Origin of the sequence: Pseudomonas sp. P5_109 (genome assembly GCF_034009455.1) — a bacterium.
Taxonomy (GTDB): domain Bacteria; phylum Pseudomonadota; class Gammaproteobacteria; order Pseudomonadales; family Pseudomonadaceae; genus Aquipseudomonas.
This window is the reverse complement of record NZ_CP125380.1, coordinates 5,769,603-5,785,468: the sequence shown is the minus strand read 5'-3', so window position 1 is coordinate 5,785,468 and position 15,866 is coordinate 5,769,603. Positions and strand designations below refer to the sequence as shown.

The window sequence follows — 15,866 nt, the reverse complement described above, 5'->3', positions numbered from 1 at the left end:
CAAGGTTACAAGTTTTGCTATTGACCTGCAGCTGAACCGCTTCGGTGAGCGGTGTGGTACGGGCTTTGCTATGGCGAAGTCTGTATGAAAAATCCCACGTCTGTCGGTAACACTATCAGGCCAAGGTTATTAGTGGGATTGAAAAAAATCCGGTGATGGATGTTCGCCAAAGGCCGCTACGGGGCTGCGCGAACGTGAAAGGGCTACAGCCCGTTCGGCCGACTGGTGAGAGTGAGTTTTCCATGATGTGGATTTTCTCCTACTAGACTCATAGCTAACGTCTTACGTCGGTTGACCCCAAAACAAGCCAACTCGGGTCAACTACGCCTCATAAGGGTGCGACAGGACTCACGCTCCGACACAACAAGAGCAAAACTGGAGGTTTGAATGAAGATGTTGAAATCCACCCTGGCTATCGTGACTGCAGCCGCAGTGCTCGGTGTCAGCGGGTTTGCCCAGGCGGGTGCAACCCTGGATGCAGTGATGAAGAAAGGTTTCGTGCAGTGTGGCGTCAGCGATGGCCTGCCAGGCTTCTCGGTTCCGGATTCCACCGGCAAGATCGTGGGTATCGATGCGGACTACTGCCGCGCAGTAGCGGCCGCTGTCTTCGGCGACGCGACCAAGGTCAAGTTCAGCCAGTTGAACGCCAAGGAGCGCTTCACCGCGCTGCAATCCGGCGAAATCGACATCCTGTCGCGCAACACCACCATGACCAGTTCCCGTGATGCGGGCATGGGCCTGAAATTCCCAGGCTTCATCACTTACTACGACGGCATCGGCTTCCTGGTAAACAACAAGCTGGGCGTGAAAAGCGCTAAAGAACTGGACGGTGCAACCATCTGCATCCAGGCCGGTACCACTACCGAACTGAACGTTTCCGACTACTTCCGTGGCAATGGCCTGAAGTACACCCCGATCACTTTCGACACCTCCGACGAAAGCGCCAAGTCGCTGGAATCCGGTCGTTGCGACGTACTGACCTCCGACAAGTCCCAGCTGTTCGCCCAGCGCAGCAAGCTGGCAACGCCTGCGGATTACGTGGTTCTGCCGGAAACCATTTCCAAGGAACCTCTGGGCCCGGTCGTGCGTAATGGCGACGACGAGTGGCTGGCCATCGTGCGCTGGACTGGCTACGCCATGCTCAACGCTGAAGAAGCCGGCATCACTTCGAAGAACGTCGAAGCTGAAGCCAAGGGCACCAAGAACCCTGACGTTGCCCGTCTGCTGGGTACCGACGGTGAATACGGCAAAGACCTGAAAGTGAAGAAAGACTGGGTCGTGCAGATCATCAAGCAAGTAGGCAACTACGGCGAAGTGTTCGAGAAAAACCTCGGCAAGAACACCCCGCTGGAAATCGACCGCGGGCTGAACGCTCTGTGGAACGCTGGCGGCATTCAATACGCACCACCAGTGCGCTGATGGTTCTGTCACCCGGTGGGCCAACCACCGGGTGATGTTCTGTTCCATTATTTCCGGGGCACTTCATGCAAAATTCAATCGGCGCACCAAAGCAGAGGCTCAGCCTCAGCGATCCGAAAGTGCGTGCGTGGCTATTCCAGATCATCACCATTGTCGCGGTGGTCTCGATGGGCTGGTATCTGTTCGATAACACCCAGACCAACCTGCAACACCGGGGCATTACCTCCGGTTTCGACTTTCTCGAGCGCAGTGCCGGTTTCGGCATCGCTCAACACCTGATCGACTACACCGAAGCGGACACTTACGCCCGGGTGTTTGTCATCGGTCTGCTCAATACCTTGCTGGTGACTTTCATCGGCGTGATCCTGGCGACGATCCTCGGTTTCATCGTCGGCGTGGCACGGCTGTCGAAGAACTGGATCATCGCCAAGCTGGCGACGGTGTATGTGGAAGTCTTCCGCAACATTCCGCCGCTGCTGCAGATCCTGTTCTGGTACTTCGCGGTATTCCTGACCATGCCGGGGCCGCGCAACAGCCACAACTTCGGCGACACCTTCTTCGTCAGCAGCCGTGGCCTGAACATGCCGGCGGCGTTGATGGCGGACGGTTTCTGGGCGTTTGTGATCAGCATTGTCGTGGCCATCGTCGCCATCGTGTTGATGAACCGCTGGGCGACCAAACGCTTCGAAGCCACCGGTGTGCCGTTCCACAAGTTCTGGGTCGGCCTGGCGCTGCTCCTGGTGATCCCGGCCTTGTGCGCACTGATCTTCGGCGCGCCGCTGCACTGGGAAATGCCCAAGCTGCAGGGTTTCAACTTCGTCGGCGGCTGGGTGTTGATCCCGGAACTGCTGGCGCTGACCCTGGCCCTGACCGTGTACACCGCGGCGTTCATCGCCGAGATCGTGCGCTCGGGCATCAAGTCGGTCAGCCACGGCCAGACCGAGGCGGCGCATTCGCTCGGCCTGCGCAACGGCCCGACCCTGCGCAAGGTGATCATCCCGCAGGCCCTGCGCGTGATCATTCCACCGCTGACCAGCCAATACCTGAACCTGGCGAAGAACTCCTCGCTGGCGGCCGGTATCGGTTATCCGGAAATGGTCTCGCTGTTCGCCGGGACCGTGCTCAACCAGACCGGCCAGGCGATCGAGGTGATTGCGATCACCATGAGCGTGTACCTGGCGATCAGTATCAGCATTTCCCTGCTGATGAACTGGTACAACAAGCGCATTGCGCTGATCGAGCGGTAAGGAAAAGCGCATGAGCACTCATACTTTCAAACCTGACATGCCTCCACCAAGCAGCAGCATCGGTGTGGTGGCGTGGATGCGCGCGAACATGTTCTCCAGCTGGCTCAACACCCTGCTGACCCTGTTTGCGTTCTACCTCATTTACCTGGTGGTACCGCCAATCCTGCACTGGGCCATCCTCGATGCGAATTGGGTGGGCACGACCCGCGCCGACTGCACCCAGTCGGGCGCCTGCTGGGTGTTCATCCAGCAGCGTTTCGGCCAGTTCATGTATGGCTACTACCCGCCGGTACTGCGCTGGCGCGTGGACCTGACGGTGTGGTTGGCGATTGTCGGCGTGGCACCGTTGTTCATCTCGCGCTTTCACCATAAGGCGGTGTACGGGCTGAGCTTCCTGGTGCTGTACCCGATCATTGCCTGGTGCCTGCTGCATGGCGGCGTATTGGGTCTGGACGCCGTGGCGACCAGCCAGTGGGGCGGCCTGATGCTGACCCTGGTGATCGCCACCGTCGGCATCGCCGGCGCGTTGCCGCTGGGGATTGTCCTGGCGCTGGGCCGTCGTTCGAACATGCCGGCGATTCGCGTGGTCTGCGTGACCTTCATCGAATTCTGGCGCGGCGTGCCGTTGATCACGGTGCTGTTCATGTCCTCGGTGATGTTGCCGTTGTTCCTGCCCGAAGGCATGAACTTCGACAAACTGCTGCGGGCCCTGATCGGCGTGATCCTGTTCCAGTCGGCCTACGTGGCCGAGGTGGTGCGCGGTGGTCTGCAGGCAATTCCAAAAGGTCAGTACGAAGCGGCCGCAGCGATGGGCCTGGGCTACTGGCGCAGCATGGGCCTGGTGATTCTACCGCAAGCCCTGAAGCTGGTGATCCCCGGCATCGTCAATACCTTCATCGCATTGTTCAAGGACACCAGCCTGGTGATCATCATCGGCCTGTTCGACCTGCTCAACAGCGTCAAGCAAGCCGCCGCCGATCCGAAATGGCTGGGCATGGCCACCGAAGGCTATGTGTTCGCCGCCCTGGTGTTCTGGATTTTCTGTTTTGGTATGTCGCGCTATTCCATGCATCTGGAACGCAAGCTCGACACTGGCCACAAGCGCTAAGTCGCTACCTAATTTAGGAAGTTTTGTGATGAGCGAAGCAAACAAAAAGCCTGTGAGCCCTGAAGGCATTATTCAGATGCAGGGCGTGAACAAGTGGTACGGCCAGTTTCACGTACTCAAGGACATCAACCTCAACGTCAAGCAGGGCGAGCGCATCGTCCTGTGTGGCCCGTCGGGTTCGGGCAAATCCACCACCATCCGCTGCCTCAACCGTCTGGAAGAACACCAGCAGGGCCGCATCGTGGTCGATGGCGTGGAGCTGACCAACGACCTCAAGCAGATCGAAGCGATCCGCCGTGAAGTCGGCATGGTGTTCCAGCATTTCAACCTGTTCCCGCACCTGACCATCTTGCAGAACTGCACCCTGGCGCCGATGTGGGTGCGCAAGATGCCCAAGCGCAAGGCCGAGGAAATTGCCATGCACTACCTGGAACGCGTACGCATTCCGGAGCAGGCGCATAAATACCCGGGGCAACTGTCCGGCGGCCAGCAACAGCGTGTGGCGATCGCCCGCGCACTGTGCATGAAACCGAAAATCATGCTGTTCGACGAACCGACTTCGGCGCTCGACCCGGAGATGGTGAAGGAGGTTCTCGACACCATGATTGGCCTGGCTGAAGACGGCATGACCATGCTCTGCGTAACCCACGAAATGGGTTTCGCCCGCACCGTGGCCAACCGTGTGATCTTCATGGACAAGGGCGAAATCGTCGAACAGGCCGCGCCGAACGACTTCTTCGACCATCCGCAGAATGAGCGTACCAAGCTGTTCCTGAGTCAGATCCTGCATTGATTGAACCCAGGCACTGAAATAAACCCGGACTGCGTTCCGGGTTTATTTTTGCCTGAAGAAAACCATGTCCCTGTAGGAGCGAGCTTGCTCGCGATGGACTTGAGAGCGCTGCGGGGTACCTGCCAACCAGCGATATCGTTGACGTCCATCGCGAGCAAGCTCGCTCCTACAGGGATCGTCTTGCTCTCTCGGGTGAAGCTGACTAACATGTCAGAAAATTCATCCTATGATTGGATGAAAGGGCGAATCCTATGTCAGAAGCTGCTCCACTCGTTAAACGATCCCTGGTCGATCAGGCCCTGGATCAACTGCGCCAGCGCATCAACCAAGGTGTTTGGATCGTGGGCCAGCGCCTGCCCACCGAGCCTGAGTTGTCCGCCGAGCTGGGCATCAGCCGCAATACCGTGCGTGAAGCCATGCGCGTGCTGGCGTTTTCCGGGTTGATCGAAATCCGTCAGGGCGACGGCAGTTACCTGCGGGCGGTGGTCGATCCGCTCGATACCTTGAAGGCGCTGTCCCGTTGCTCCCTTGAGCAGGCCCGGGAAACCCGGCACATCCTCGAAGTCGAGGCCATCGGCCTGGCAGCCCTGCGCCGCACCGATGAAGATCTGGTGGCATTGCGCGAGGCCTTGGGTGTCAGCGGCAGTCACTACCACGGCGATCTCGACACCTACATCGCCTGCGATCTGGTGTTCCACCGCCGCTTGGTGGACGCCGCGCACAACCCGACCCTCAGCGAGTTGTATCGCTATTTCTCCAACATCGTCGGCGCGCAATTGCGCCAGACCCTGAACATCGTCCCGCGCCGCCAGGAAGTGTTCGACCTGCACATCGCATTGCTCGATGCCGTCGAACAACGCGACCCGGAACGGGCCAAATCCCTGTCGAGGCAGTTGATCAATGAACCTTGAAACCGAGAAGTCGATACAGCGCAGTGATTTATCCACAGCCCCCAAACGCTCGGCAGAGTTGGAAGAACTGCTGATCGACGCCGAGGCTGATGACGAACAGGTTCAGCAAACCCACCCGGTTCTGCGCCGGCCGTGGTTGTTGCTGCTGGGCCTGGTACTGGTGGCGCTGAACCTGCGCCCGGCGCTGTCGAGCATGGCGCCGATGCTCAGCGAAGTGTCGAAGTCCCTCGGGCTATCGGCTTCCCAGGCCGGTTTGCTGACGACGTTGCCGGTACTTTGCCTCGGCCTGTTTGCGCCGCTGGCACCGCTGCTGGCAAGACGTTTTGGGGCTGAGCGTGTGGTGTTGGGCATTCTTCTGACCCTCGCTGGCGGGATCATCTTGCGCAGTTCCTTTGGCGAGATTGGCCTGTTCGCCGGCAGCGTACTGGCCGGTGCCAGCATCGGCGTGATTGGCGTGTTGCTGCCGGGCATCGTCAAGCGCGATTTCCCGAAACAGGCCGGGACCATGACCGGTGTCTACACCATGGCCCTGTGCCTGGGCGCGGCGATGGCGGCGGGTGCGACCGTGCCGCTCAGTGAGCATTTCGACAAGAGCTGGGCGCTGGGCCTCGGCTTCTGGGTCATTCCGGCATTAGCGGCCGCGCTGTTCTGGTTGCCACAAGTCGGCCAAAAACACGGCGCGCACAACGTCGCCTACCGCGTCCGCGGACTATTGCGTGACCCGCTGGCCTGGCAGGTGACCTTGTACATGGGCCTGCAATCGTCCCTGGCCTACATCGTGTTCGGCTGGTTGCCGTCGATCCTGATCGGTCGCGGCCTGACCCCGACCCAGGCCGGGCTGGTGTTGTCGGGCTCGGTGATCGTGCAACTGGTCAGCTCCCTCGCCGCGCCATGGCTGGCGACGCGTGGCAAGGATCAGCGCCTGGCGATCGTAATCGTGATGGCGCTGACCCTCGGCGGTCTGTTCGGTTGCCTGTACGCCCCGATTGAAGGTCTGTGGGGCTGGGCCATTGTGCTCGGGCTGGGGCAGGGCGCCACGTTCAGCCTGGCGTTGACCCTGATTGTGCTGCGTTCGCGGGATGCCCATGTGGCGGCGAACCTGTCGAGCATGGCCCAGGGCTTCGGTTACACCCTGGCGTCCATGGGGCCGTTCGCGGTCGGTATCGTGCATGACTTGACCGGCGGCTGGACGGCCGTGGGCTGGATCTTCGGCGTCATCGGCCTGGGGGCGATCATTGCCGGCCTCGGTGCCGGGCGGGCGCTGTATGTAGAGGTCAGCAGTGAGAAAATTCAACCGTGACAGACGCCTACAAATAGTTAACCTCAAGGGTCGCAGAGCCGTTGAGTGTTGCATCGCTACTCAAGTCCAGCGTTGAGGTGGGGGCAATGACGGTGACGAGCTTGACCCGACTGCTCAGGTTCTGAATTGCCACAGGACCTGCGGTGCTGCCCGCTACATCGGTGAAGCCCAGATAACTTCTGGCGCTGATCGGTAGGGGGTCGGACCTGGATGTACTCCACGCCCGCCCCGCAGTGGTGGAGTCGGTTCGATACACTTGAGGCACTGCGTCCACTGTGGTGCTGGCGGGATCGAAATTCAGTGAATACAGGCCGATCTTGTTGCCGCTGCGATCGAACTCCAGGCCATAGTAGATCTGACTGTCGACGATGGCCGAGCCTTCGCGGTTGTCCTGCATGAGCAATGCGAAACGGGCTGCTGCCGTGCAGCTGATGTTGAGGTCGAGGAACTCGTCACGCAGTTGCGTCCTTTTGTCGACGCTCAGGTCTTGCCGGGAGATCATCCCGTAGTCGACAACGCCGTTGTTGGAAAAGATCGGGGTGCAGGCGACCGGGGTGATGAGGCCGTTGACAGTCAAATCAGCGGTAGGCGCCGCCAGGGCGCAAGTCGTACTCATCAACAACGTTACGGTCAGGATCAAAGGTATACGCTTCATCGGTAAATTCCTTTTCGAGAAGAAGGTATAGGTGCTGAACCGCTTGTTCATGGAGGCAACGAACGGTTCAGCGTCCTGGTCCTTAGAGGTACATCACTTCAAACGTTGCGGAGCCGTCAAGGTCGAGGTCGCCGTCCAGCGTCAGCTCGTCAGCACGGAGGATGTAGGTGTCGACCTTAAAGTCCACGGTGACATTCTGTGCATCGATCGGTGTGGTACTGCTAGGGGTGGCTGCGGACAACCAAACTCCCGGTTTAGCAGAGTCTGTTCTCGCCCAAGTGGCTCCGTTGTCGTTTGACTCGATAGGATCAACAACGGCTGTATCAGCTGTGACTCGCTGAATTAGTGGGGTAAAGAATCCCACCGGATTTCCGTCGTTCAGGCCAAGGCCAAACCCGTCACCAATACCTGAGCCGGCTTTATTGTCGATTGCAATGATGGCGAAGCCGGTAGATCCATCGCAGTTCATGGACAATGAAACATCATGACTGCCAACTAGGGTGTTCTGCTCCTGTTCAAGCTGATTGTACGAGATCGATCCCAGGTCAATGTCACCAACGGAGAGTGTCGGCGTGCAAGCGACTGGCGTGATGACGCCGCTGACCGTCAGTTCAGTGCTCGGCCCTGCCAGAGCAAAAGGAGCGACGCTGATCAGTGCTGTCGTGGTGAGTGCTGCGAAGTACTTTTTCATGGGTGAAACTTCCTTTCTGTAGTTGACCTTGAAGGGTCCTGGGCGCGTGATTGCGCCTCGGCTTCAACAAGGTTGGGTGGGTTGTTACGGGTAAAACATCTCTATCGTCCCTGAGCCGTCGAGTTGAACGTCGGTGCTCAGGTCCAGGCTCGCCGTGGGGGCGATGACGGCATCGACCGTGACCGTGGTTGCGAGGTTCTGGATCGAGGCCGGCCCTGCGGTGCTGGCGGCGCTGTCGGTAAAGCCCAGGTAGCTTTGCTGGGCGATCGCTATGGGGTTTGAACTGGCGGTGCTCCAGGCCACGCCTCGGGTGGTGGAGTCGGTTCGATACATGCGGGTAAAACTGTCCACGCTGGCGTTGGCGGGATCGACAGTCAGCGAGTACAGGCCAATCTTGTTGCCGCGCCTATCCAGACCCAGTCCGTAGTAAATCCCGCTGTTGACCGTCGCCGTACTTGGGCGGTTGTCATGCATGACCAGGGCAAATTGCGTCGGTGCGTCGCAGCCAATTCGCAGGGTTAGATCCTTGGGAGGCAGTCGGGTGTTTTGGTCGGGATTCAGGTCGTTTATCGATAACCGACCGAAATCCACCTGGCCGCCATTGGACAGATCCAGGGTGCAGGCGACGGGGGCGAAACTGGCACGCAGGGTTATCTCCCTGGTGCGTCCCGTAGCGACCGCATCAAGCAGGCCGGTGGTTTCCCAGACAACCGCGTCTCGTATCTGCAAGGCTTTTTCCGGCGCCCAGGCTGTCAGTTCCAGTTGCGCCGACAGGCTTTGTCCTTGTACCGCCACACCACCTCGAACCGGAACGATCGCCTGTTGCGGTCGCCAGAGCAGACTCGAAGCGATTTCTTCGGGTACCTGGCCGACGGCGGAAATCTGGCCCAGGTCCACCGGTTGCCCATCGAGTACGGCGTCCCCCATACGCACGGCATAGCTGCCGTGCTCGGCAAAGCGAAAGCGTTCGGCGGTCGCGGACATGGCGCGGTAGAACAGGGTCATGTCAGTGGGTTGTGGGCAGTTCAGGGTCAAGCTCAGACGGCGCTCGCCCAGGGTTCGCTCCGCGGGGGCATGGGCGCGTATTGATCGATTCATCACGCCGTAATCGAGTACGGGCTGACTCAAGGTGAGTTGGCATTCATCGGTGAGCGCCCAGGCCTGAGGCGCAAGGGCGCTCAACATCAAGGTGCCGAGTGTCAACAGTAAAGGGTGGGAGAGCTTCATAGGGGCATCCTCAAAGTGTTCGGCACTGGGCGGTGGCGGTCTCGTAATACACCTGGATATTGGCCTTGGCGGGCAGCTCGAAACGCAGTTCGCAGCGCTCCAGCCCCGGTGCGGTTATCCATAGGTCGCGCGTGTCCAGGACGTTGGGCAGAAACACCAACCCCCCTTCTTGAGCGAGCGTGACGAACTCACCGTTTGCGGTGGTTACCGTCGCGCCACGGGGCAGGGGGGCACCGTTGTCGGTGGTAACCTTGAGCAAGACACGACGGGTCAACGTGACACCGAACTCGACTTTGTCGACGGCTCCGCGCCCGGCGGACACCATGGCCAGTCCGTTGTTGATATCGAGGTTGCGAGGCAGCGAGCGGGTGTCGACTTCTACCGGGCTGCGACCATAGGCGCGCACTTGAGGAACCACGGCGTGACCTTGCCAATCGGTCCATACCGGACCGCTTGGGGTCGAGACTTTGATGGCGCTCGTATCGCCTACCGAAAGCAGCGCGAAGGTGTCCCGCACGGCATATGGCGAAAACGTCAAGCCGTCGCCGTGCAATACAGCTGCGCCACGCGCGCCAATCTGGTAGCTGGAGTGTTCGGCATCGGAGCGGGTGTAGCTCAAGTCCAATTGGCTGTAGCGAGGCAGCAGGGAAACTCCTGCCGAGGACTGCACTTGTCTGTCTCGTGTGTCGTGCTCGACCCCGACCCGGTAACTCAACTGGTCGTTGAGCTGCTCGTTCAAGCCGACACCACTGCGGTATTCGCCAGCTGAACTGCGTACCCACGTGCGCGCCCGACGATTTTCACCCAGTGGAATACTCAAGCTCAGGTAAACGCTGTCGTCGCTGCGTTGGCTACCGCTGACTTGCCATTGCGCCGTGGCAGACACCGACACGCCGCCAATCTGGGTGCCCCAGGACGCCAGGGCGCGGCTGCTGTTTTGTCCGTCGAAAGTCGTTGAGCGATTGACGCCGCTGCTGAACGCGCCTAACCCGGGGTGTGACCAGGCAAGCGACAGGCTCTGCTGATCGCGGTAACGCGACTGGCTGCGCTCCGACCGGGAATCGAACACTGCCTCCGATAGCTCGCGATAGCCGAAGGTCCGGTGCGAAGTTCCGGCATTGATCGACCACTGCTTTCCCATGCGTTGCGAAACATTCAGGTCGGCCTGAAGCCCACTGTCGGCCTGGCGGGTGCTGGTGTCGGTCGCTTGCAGGGTGGCCTGGATCTGTGTGTCGGGCCCTGGCAGCAGGCCCAGGCCTGCGCCCGCAGCGCGGTAGTTGGTGGTCCCGGTGGCACCGGTGGTAAGCAGGACATTCGGGTTGAGTGCTCCGCTCCAGCCACCGCTGATCACCCAGGGCTCGCCGCTCTGTGCAGCGCCGAGACTACGTACCTGGCCGGCGGCCAGCGAAAAACCGGGAGCCGGCAAGCCAACACCGAGCATGGCGACGGGGACCGTGACGCGTTGCTCGCTGCCGTCCGCTTCCTTGACGGTGACCTCGACATCGGAGCGACTGTCGAGCCGACGCACGTTGCTCAGGGAAAACGGCCCGGCCGGCACCACTGTCGAGTGGATCAGTGAACCGTTCTGCCGGATTTCAACCTGAGCCTGGCTGTGAGCAATCCCCTCGATGGGATTGCTTTGGCCTTCGACCCGGAGCGCCTGCTCGGTCATGAGCTGGACGCCGGTGATCTGCGCGCCAGCCAGTACCGGGTTATAGAGATTGACCTGACCCGCTTGAAGCACCGTCTCATGGCTGGCAAAGGTGCGCTGGGCGTAGGCCGCAAGGTGAGTGGTACTGGACACATCGTTCTGCCAGGTCTGCACCTGACGACTACGCACAATCCAGTCGCCGGCATTGAAACCGACTTCGGTATTGGCTGAGAGGTAGCGGTTCGATTGGCTGCCGTATTGGCTGTGAAGGCTGTTGACGTCGTAGTTGAGTAATCCGGCGATACCGCCGGTTTGATAGCCCGAAACATCCCGGACAGCCGGACGTATTGCCTGGGTGGGTACTATCAATGACAGGCCGAGGTTGGCCGGGTCCTGTTCGATTCGGGTTTGCGGCCACGTGGCGAGTACGTCGAAGCAGCCTTTGTCGCTGGCTGGAGTTGGAGGTACGGTCAGGTTTGCCGCATCGAGCAGGGCAGGGTCAAAGCACAAGTCGCCTTCGCCGTTGAATGTGACGTCCACCCGGCCACTACGCAGGCCATTGACCGTGAGGGTGATCGGATGTCGGCCAGCGGTGAAGTTCGGAGCGGCCAGCAGCAGGGTTGCGAGAATGGGGTCGATACCGCGTTGACTCAGCATGTTCTGGTCGAACGAAGTCAGCAACGAAGCAGCATTGAGGTCTTCGGCATTGGCTTCGAGCCCAATCAGCACGTTGCTCAGCAGCAACAGCATGGCGGTCTTGGCCCGCGACAGTTGAGGGAACGTGTCGGCCGACCGAATCGCAGGCATGGCTTCGCCATCACGGTATTTCAATACGGTGTTCATGAGGCTCACTTGGGTTATGTCTAGGTGCCGGCTTGATCCGCGACGTCTTTCGTCACACAGTCGGCGACGGCAAAACAGGCCGTCACGTTGAGATGTCGACGCCTGCCTTTCCCTGCACGGCGCTATCGGTGGTATTGGTTCTAGGGAACGAGCAGCGCTTCATAGGGAGGCACGGCAAAGCCATAGACGGTCGCGGGATGAATTCGAACCTGGGTGGCAGCCTTTACTGGGGTGGAAACGCTGATGTGGTCCCCGGGTAGCACGTAGGTTCGCGGTAGCATTGCACCGCTCCCGGAAGGCAGCAGTTGTACTTCCTGGGCCAGGCGTACGACATAAGGTGTTTCGTTGCGCACGCTCAGTTGACCCTCCTGCAGCGACCATTTCAGGTCGGTCCACGGTGTGCGGTTGAGCGCCAGGCCTGCGGGGTGAAGGATGATCGGCAGGTTCTGGCGCACCGTCACACCCACACGGGCATGCCCGGCTTCGGGAGCAGATTTGTTTTGGGGGATGCCTTCAAAAATCACTCGTTTCAAACGCTGGGTGAGCAGGGGCTTTTCTGATTGCAGGATGAAACGCACCAATTGTGACTTTGAGGCTTCAACGCGTGCCAGTGGCGGTGTCACGAACACCAATGGTTCGAGGTCTTCAGGAATGTCTTCGATGGTGACGTGCAGCAGTGCCAGGCTGGCGTCGGTATTGGTCACCGAGACAGCAGTTTCCCCATTGGCTTCATTGACGATCACAACGGACGTATCGGGCACCATGCCGTCGGCGTGGACCTGTGCGATCCAAAACAGAGCACACGCACTGATGCCCGTATGGGTCAGGCGGCGCATCTGCTTCAAAAGTAATGTCTTGAAGTCTCTCATTGAAATTCCCGGATAAAAGACCCTTGGCATGGTTCGCCATACAGGTAACGCAAGGATTGCGTGAGCAGGAGTTCAGTGTGTTGGGTCATTGGCGTCTTGTTCATGTATTCGATAGTCATGCAGAGAGTGAGCACAGTTCCGTACAGGTATGGCCGGACTGCTTGGCAGGTCACAACTTAGCGAGTCGGCGGAGTGGGAGGAATGCAACTAGTACGAAAAGAGAGGGGGCGTGTATGAAAGAGTGTTGCGGACTACACAGAATTTCTGACGAGGAATACTTTGTTTGTAGTCCTCCTGCGTAGTCTTCAGTGCGCTGCAATGTAGGAACCGTCTATTTGTTAGATGGGCAAAGACTTGGTCCATTGAATACATTGAGGGGGGGACGTTAGAGCTCGGGGGCGGGGCGTTGTGGATGGGTAGGAACGGCGCTATTTTCCGCGCCTTAGTGCCACAAGCAGGAGGTACCCTACAATGCGAGTCGTAATTGCTGACGACCACTCTGTCGTTCGTGTCGGGCTACGCATACTCATCAACGCCAGCAGGCGATGCGTGATCGTCGGTGAGGCTGACAATGCCGACAGCTTGATGAATGTGCTTTCTAGCACGCCTTGTGACCTGCTGATCACTGACTTCTCCATGCCGGGAGGGCAGCAGGCCGATGGCTTGAAAATGTTGAGTACGATTCAACGCCTTTACCCCGCCTTGCCGATCATTCTGGTGACAATGTTTACCAGTGTGGCGACGGCAAGGGCTGCGTTGGCTCAAGGAGTGATGGCCATCGTCGCCAAGGCCGCATCGGCGACTGAGTTGTCCCTGGCGATCAAAGCGGTGCAGGAAGGGCACCATTACCTTAGTGAGTCCCTGCGCACGCTATTGGCCAACGCCAGCCATCAGTTGCACGAATCGCCACTGTCTGCCAGGGAGCACGAAGTGGTCCGAATGCTCGCCAGCGGCATGACCGTCAGCGAAATCGCCATTTATTTCAAACGCAGCGTGTCGACCATCAGTAAACAAAAGAACATGGCCATGCACCGGTTGGGTATTTCCACGGACGTTGATCTTTTTACCTACGCCCGGGACAGCGGAATGACGTATTGAAATGACGTGAGTAATCACCGCGTTATTTTCGTCATGAATGCAGATAGTGTTCGATGCATTTGCAGACTATCGTGCAGGCAATCTTTTGAAGCCATTATGCAAATCCAGGGGAACCCGCAAATGAGTGAAGCCCATAGCGCCTTGATCACCCGTTTCTACCAGGCTTTCCAGCGCCTGGATGCCGAAGCCATGGCGGCCTGCTACACCGAAGATGTGGTGTTCAGTGACCCGGCATTCGGCGAGCTTCGCGGTCGTGATGCCGGTGACATGTGGCGCATGCTGACCACTCGGGCCAAGGACTTTTCCCTGACGTTCGACCATGTTCACGCCTCCGAGCGCACCGGTGGCGCCCATTGGATCGCGACCTATCTGTTCAGCCAGACCGGCAACACGGTGATCAACGATATTCAGGCGCGTTTTGTCTTCCGTGACGGCAAGATTTGCGAGCACCACGACAGTTTCGATCTATGGACATGGGCGCGTCAGGCGTTAGGTTTCAAAGGCCTGCTGCTGGGCTGGACGCCACTGGTGAAGAACGCCGTCCGCGCCCAGGCATTGAAGGGCCTGAAGGCATTCCAGGCCAGTCGCTGATAAGATCGCGGCTTGTTTTCCTCCAAGTCCTGATCGTTACGTGACCACCCTCAGCGAAAACCCTGTCGACGCCGACACTCCTGCGAGCAAAACCTGGTTCGTCTACCTCGTTCGCGCGGCCAATGGTTCGCTCTATTGTGGGATCAGCGATGATCCCGTGCGTCGTTTCGCCAAGCATCAAAGCGGCAAGGGCGCACGATTCTTTCTGTCCAGCCCGGCCATGGCCTTGGTCTACACCGAGCGCTGTCGTGACAAAAGCGACGCGTTGCGTCAGGAGCGGCTGATCAAAAAACTCAAGAAAAGCGCCAAGGAATGCCTGGTGGCGAGTGCCACCCCTGGCTTATCACCCTGACTGATCAGTTCCCATCAGGCAGATCTGTAGGCTGTCAGGTGATTGCGCGCTAAGCTGCGGACTCTTGATCCTTGCGGCGGAGCCGAGCATGTCCGAGTTGATTCTGCATCATTACCCGACGTCCCCATTTGCCGAGAAGGCCCGCCTGCTGCTGGGATTCAAGGGCTTGTCCTGGCGCTCGGTGAAGATCTCGCCAGTGATGCCAAAACCGGATCTCACGGCGTTGACCGGTGGTTACCGCAAGACTCCGATGCTGCAGGTCGGTGCAGATATTTATTGCGACACGGCATTGATTGCCCGGCGACTGGAGCAGGAAAAAGCCTTGCCGGCGTTCTTCCCTGAAGGCCAGGAAATGGTCACCGCGTCGTTTGCCGCCTGGGTCGACTCGGTGGTGTTCCAACATGCCGTCAGTCTGGTGTTCCAGCCGGAATCGATCGCGGTGCGCTTTGGCAATTTGTCGCCGGAAGCGATCAAGGCGTTTCTGGCCGACCGTGCCGGTTTGTTCAGTGGTGGTAGTGCGACAAAACTGTCTACCGAACAGGCCAAACACCAGTGGCCAACGATCATGTCGCGTCTGGAGCTGCAGTTGCAGCGCGAAGAGGGGGACTTCCTTTTCGGCGAGCCGTCGATTGCCGACTTCGCCCTGGCTCATTGCCTCTGGTTCCTGAAAGCCACGCCCGTCACGGCGCCACTTGTGGATGCGTATCCGGCTGTTGCCGCGTGGCACGCGCGGGTACTGGGTTTCGGTCACGGTGCGTCCAGCGAAATGAGTTCCGAGGAGGCTCTGGCAGTGGCGCGCGCGTCCACGCCAGCGGCATTGCCGGATGAGCAATTCATCGATCCTAACGGGTTCACGACGGGTCAGCAGGTGGTCATCGCGGCCACGGACTATGGCGTTGATCCGGTGGCGGGCGAGTTGTTGTTTGTCGGCCGCGAGGAGCTGATTGTACGGCGAGAGGACGAGCGTGGCGGTGTGGTGCATGTGCACTTCCCGCGGTTTGGTTTCCGGATTGAAGTGCAGTAAGTCCCGCCACACACCGGCACTGTAGGCGCTGGCTTGCCAGCGATTGCGGTTTGTCAGTCTGCAGTTTTGTCGACTGATCCACCGTCA

Annotated in this window: 15 protein-coding genes; 10 read left to right on the top strand and 5 right to left on the bottom strand. The window is 59.3% G+C overall.

Annotated elements, in window-relative coordinates:
* The first annotated feature begins 387 nt into the window (after positions 1–387).
* From QMK54_RS25650 to QMK54_RS25625, 6 genes are all read left to right on the top strand, one after another.
* Positions 388–1,419, top strand: coding sequence for an amino acid ABC transporter substrate-binding protein (locus QMK54_RS25650; protein WP_320401542.1), 1,032 nt, complete (start codon positions 388–390; stop codon positions 1,417–1,419).
* 65 nt (positions 1,420–1,484) lie between these two features.
* Entirely contained in the window at positions 1,485–2,666 is a 1,182-nt protein-coding gene (locus QMK54_RS25645) for an amino acid ABC transporter permease (RefSeq protein ID WP_320401541.1), read from the top strand.
* 10 nt (positions 2,667–2,676) lie between these two features.
* Positions 2,677–3,774: an amino acid ABC transporter permease gene (locus QMK54_RS25640; RefSeq protein WP_110657926.1), complete on the top strand. Its 1,098-nt coding sequence runs from the start codon at positions 2,677–2,679 to the stop codon at positions 3,772–3,774.
* A gap of 28 nt (positions 3,775–3,802) precedes the next feature.
* Positions 3,803–4,567 carry an amino acid ABC transporter ATP-binding protein gene (locus QMK54_RS25635; RefSeq protein ID WP_104449323.1) on the top strand — a complete coding sequence of 255 codons (765 nt, stop codon included), beginning with the start codon at positions 3,803–3,805 and terminating at the stop codon, positions 4,565–4,567.
* Positions 4,568–4,818: 251 nt separating this feature from the next.
* Entirely contained in the window at positions 4,819–5,478 is a 660-nt protein-coding gene (locus QMK54_RS25630; protein WP_320401540.1) for a FadR/GntR family transcriptional regulator, read from the top strand.
* A complete protein-coding gene (locus tag QMK54_RS25625) occupies positions 5,468–6,778 on the top strand; it encodes a CynX/NimT family MFS transporter (protein ID WP_320401539.1) in 1,311 nt (436 codons plus the stop codon). Before QMK54_RS25630 ends, QMK54_RS25625 begins: the two co-directional genes overlap by 11 nt.
* Before the next feature lie 7 nt (positions 6,779–6,785).
* Here QMK54_RS25625 and QMK54_RS25620 read toward each other — a convergent pair whose 3' ends face one another.
* The 5 genes from QMK54_RS25620 to QMK54_RS25600 all read right to left on the bottom strand — a co-directional run bounded on the left by QMK54_RS25620 (position 6,786) and on the right by QMK54_RS25600 (position 12,714).
* A complete protein-coding gene (locus QMK54_RS25620; protein WP_320401538.1) occupies positions 6,786–7,433 on the bottom strand; it encodes a DUF1120 domain-containing protein in 648 nt (215 codons plus the stop codon).
* An 82-nt stretch (positions 7,434–7,515) separates the two neighbouring features.
* Positions 7,516–8,124 (bottom strand): DUF1120 domain-containing protein, encoded by a 609-nt coding sequence (locus QMK54_RS25615; RefSeq protein WP_320401537.1) that lies wholly within the window; start codon positions 8,122–8,124, stop codon positions 7,516–7,518.
* A gap of 84 nt (positions 8,125–8,208) precedes the next feature.
* Positions 8,209–9,351, bottom strand: a complete 1,143-nt coding sequence (locus QMK54_RS25610; protein WP_320401536.1) for a DUF1120 domain-containing protein — start codon at positions 9,349–9,351, stop codon at positions 8,209–8,211.
* A gap of 10 nt (positions 9,352–9,361) precedes the next feature.
* Positions 9,362–11,845, bottom strand: a complete 2,484-nt coding sequence (locus QMK54_RS25605) for a fimbria/pilus outer membrane usher protein (RefSeq protein WP_320401535.1) — start codon at positions 11,843–11,845, stop codon at positions 9,362–9,364.
* A gap of 140 nt (positions 11,846–11,985) precedes the next feature.
* Positions 11,986–12,714, bottom strand: a complete 729-nt coding sequence (locus QMK54_RS25600; protein ID WP_110657940.1) for a fimbria/pilus chaperone family protein — start codon at positions 12,712–12,714, stop codon at positions 11,986–11,988.
* 471 nt (positions 12,715–13,185) lie between these two features.
* On the opposite strand from QMK54_RS25600, the gene QMK54_RS25595 reads away from it, so the two are divergent.
* The 4 genes from QMK54_RS25595 to QMK54_RS25580 all read left to right on the top strand — a co-directional run bounded on the left by QMK54_RS25595 (position 13,186) and on the right by QMK54_RS25580 (position 15,779).
* Positions 13,186–13,812 carry a response regulator transcription factor gene (locus tag QMK54_RS25595; protein ID WP_110657942.1) on the top strand — a complete coding sequence of 209 codons (627 nt, stop codon included), beginning with the start codon at positions 13,186–13,188 and terminating at the stop codon, positions 13,810–13,812.
* 120 nt (positions 13,813–13,932) lie between these two features.
* Positions 13,933–14,403: a nuclear transport factor 2 family protein gene (locus QMK54_RS25590; protein ID WP_320401534.1), complete on the top strand. Its 471-nt coding sequence runs from the start codon at positions 13,933–13,935 to the stop codon at positions 14,401–14,403.
* 40 nt (positions 14,404–14,443) lie between these two features.
* Positions 14,444–14,755: a GIY-YIG nuclease family protein gene (locus tag QMK54_RS25585; RefSeq protein WP_110657944.1), complete on the top strand. Its 312-nt coding sequence runs from the start codon at positions 14,444–14,446 to the stop codon at positions 14,753–14,755.
* An 88-nt stretch (positions 14,756–14,843) separates the two neighbouring features.
* Positions 14,844–15,779 (top strand): glutathione S-transferase family protein, encoded by a 936-nt coding sequence (locus QMK54_RS25580; RefSeq protein WP_320401533.1) that lies wholly within the window; start codon positions 14,844–14,846, stop codon positions 15,777–15,779.
* Positions 15,780–15,866 lie beyond the last annotated feature (87 nt).

Bases quoted from the DNA above. Each gene is read 5' to 3' on its own strand.
- QMK54_RS25600 (WP_110657940.1), bottom strand. From the start codon at position 12,714: ATGAGAGACTTCAAGACATTACTTTTGAAGCAGATGCGCCGCCTGACC.
- QMK54_RS25630 (WP_320401540.1), top strand. From the start codon at position 4,819: ATGTCAGAAGCTGCTCCACTCGTTAAACGATCCCTGGTCGATCAGGCC.
- QMK54_RS25615 (WP_320401537.1), bottom strand. From the start codon at position 8,124: ATGAAAAAGTACTTCGCAGCACTCACCACGACAGCACTGATCAGCGTC.
- QMK54_RS25610 (WP_320401536.1), bottom strand. From the start codon at position 9,351: ATGAAGCTCTCCCACCCTTTACTGTTGACACTCGGCACCTTGATGTTG.
- QMK54_RS25580 (WP_320401533.1), top strand. From the start codon at position 14,844: ATGTCCGAGTTGATTCTGCATCATTACCCGACGTCCCCATTTGCCGAG.
- QMK54_RS25650 (WP_320401542.1), top strand. From the start codon at position 388: ATGAAGATGTTGAAATCCACCCTGGCTATCGTGACTGCAGCCGCAGTG.
- QMK54_RS25640 (WP_110657926.1), top strand. From the start codon at position 2,677: ATGAGCACTCATACTTTCAAACCTGACATGCCTCCACCAAGCAGCAGC.
- QMK54_RS25590 (WP_320401534.1), top strand. From the start codon at position 13,933: ATGAGTGAAGCCCATAGCGCCTTGATCACCCGTTTCTACCAGGCTTTC.
- QMK54_RS25625 (WP_320401539.1), top strand. From the start codon at position 5,468: ATGAACCTTGAAACCGAGAAGTCGATACAGCGCAGTGATTTATCCACA.
- QMK54_RS25635 (WP_104449323.1), top strand. From the start codon at position 3,803: ATGAGCGAAGCAAACAAAAAGCCTGTGAGCCCTGAAGGCATTATTCAG.
- QMK54_RS25645 (WP_320401541.1), top strand. From the start codon at position 1,485: ATGCAAAATTCAATCGGCGCACCAAAGCAGAGGCTCAGCCTCAGCGAT.
- QMK54_RS25605 (WP_320401535.1), bottom strand. From the start codon at position 11,845: ATGAACACCGTATTGAAATACCGTGATGGCGAAGCCATGCCTGCGATT.
- QMK54_RS25620 (WP_320401538.1), bottom strand. From the start codon at position 7,433: ATGAAGCGTATACCTTTGATCCTGACCGTAACGTTGTTGATGAGTACG.
- QMK54_RS25595 (WP_110657942.1), top strand. From the start codon at position 13,186: ATGCGAGTCGTAATTGCTGACGACCACTCTGTCGTTCGTGTCGGGCTA.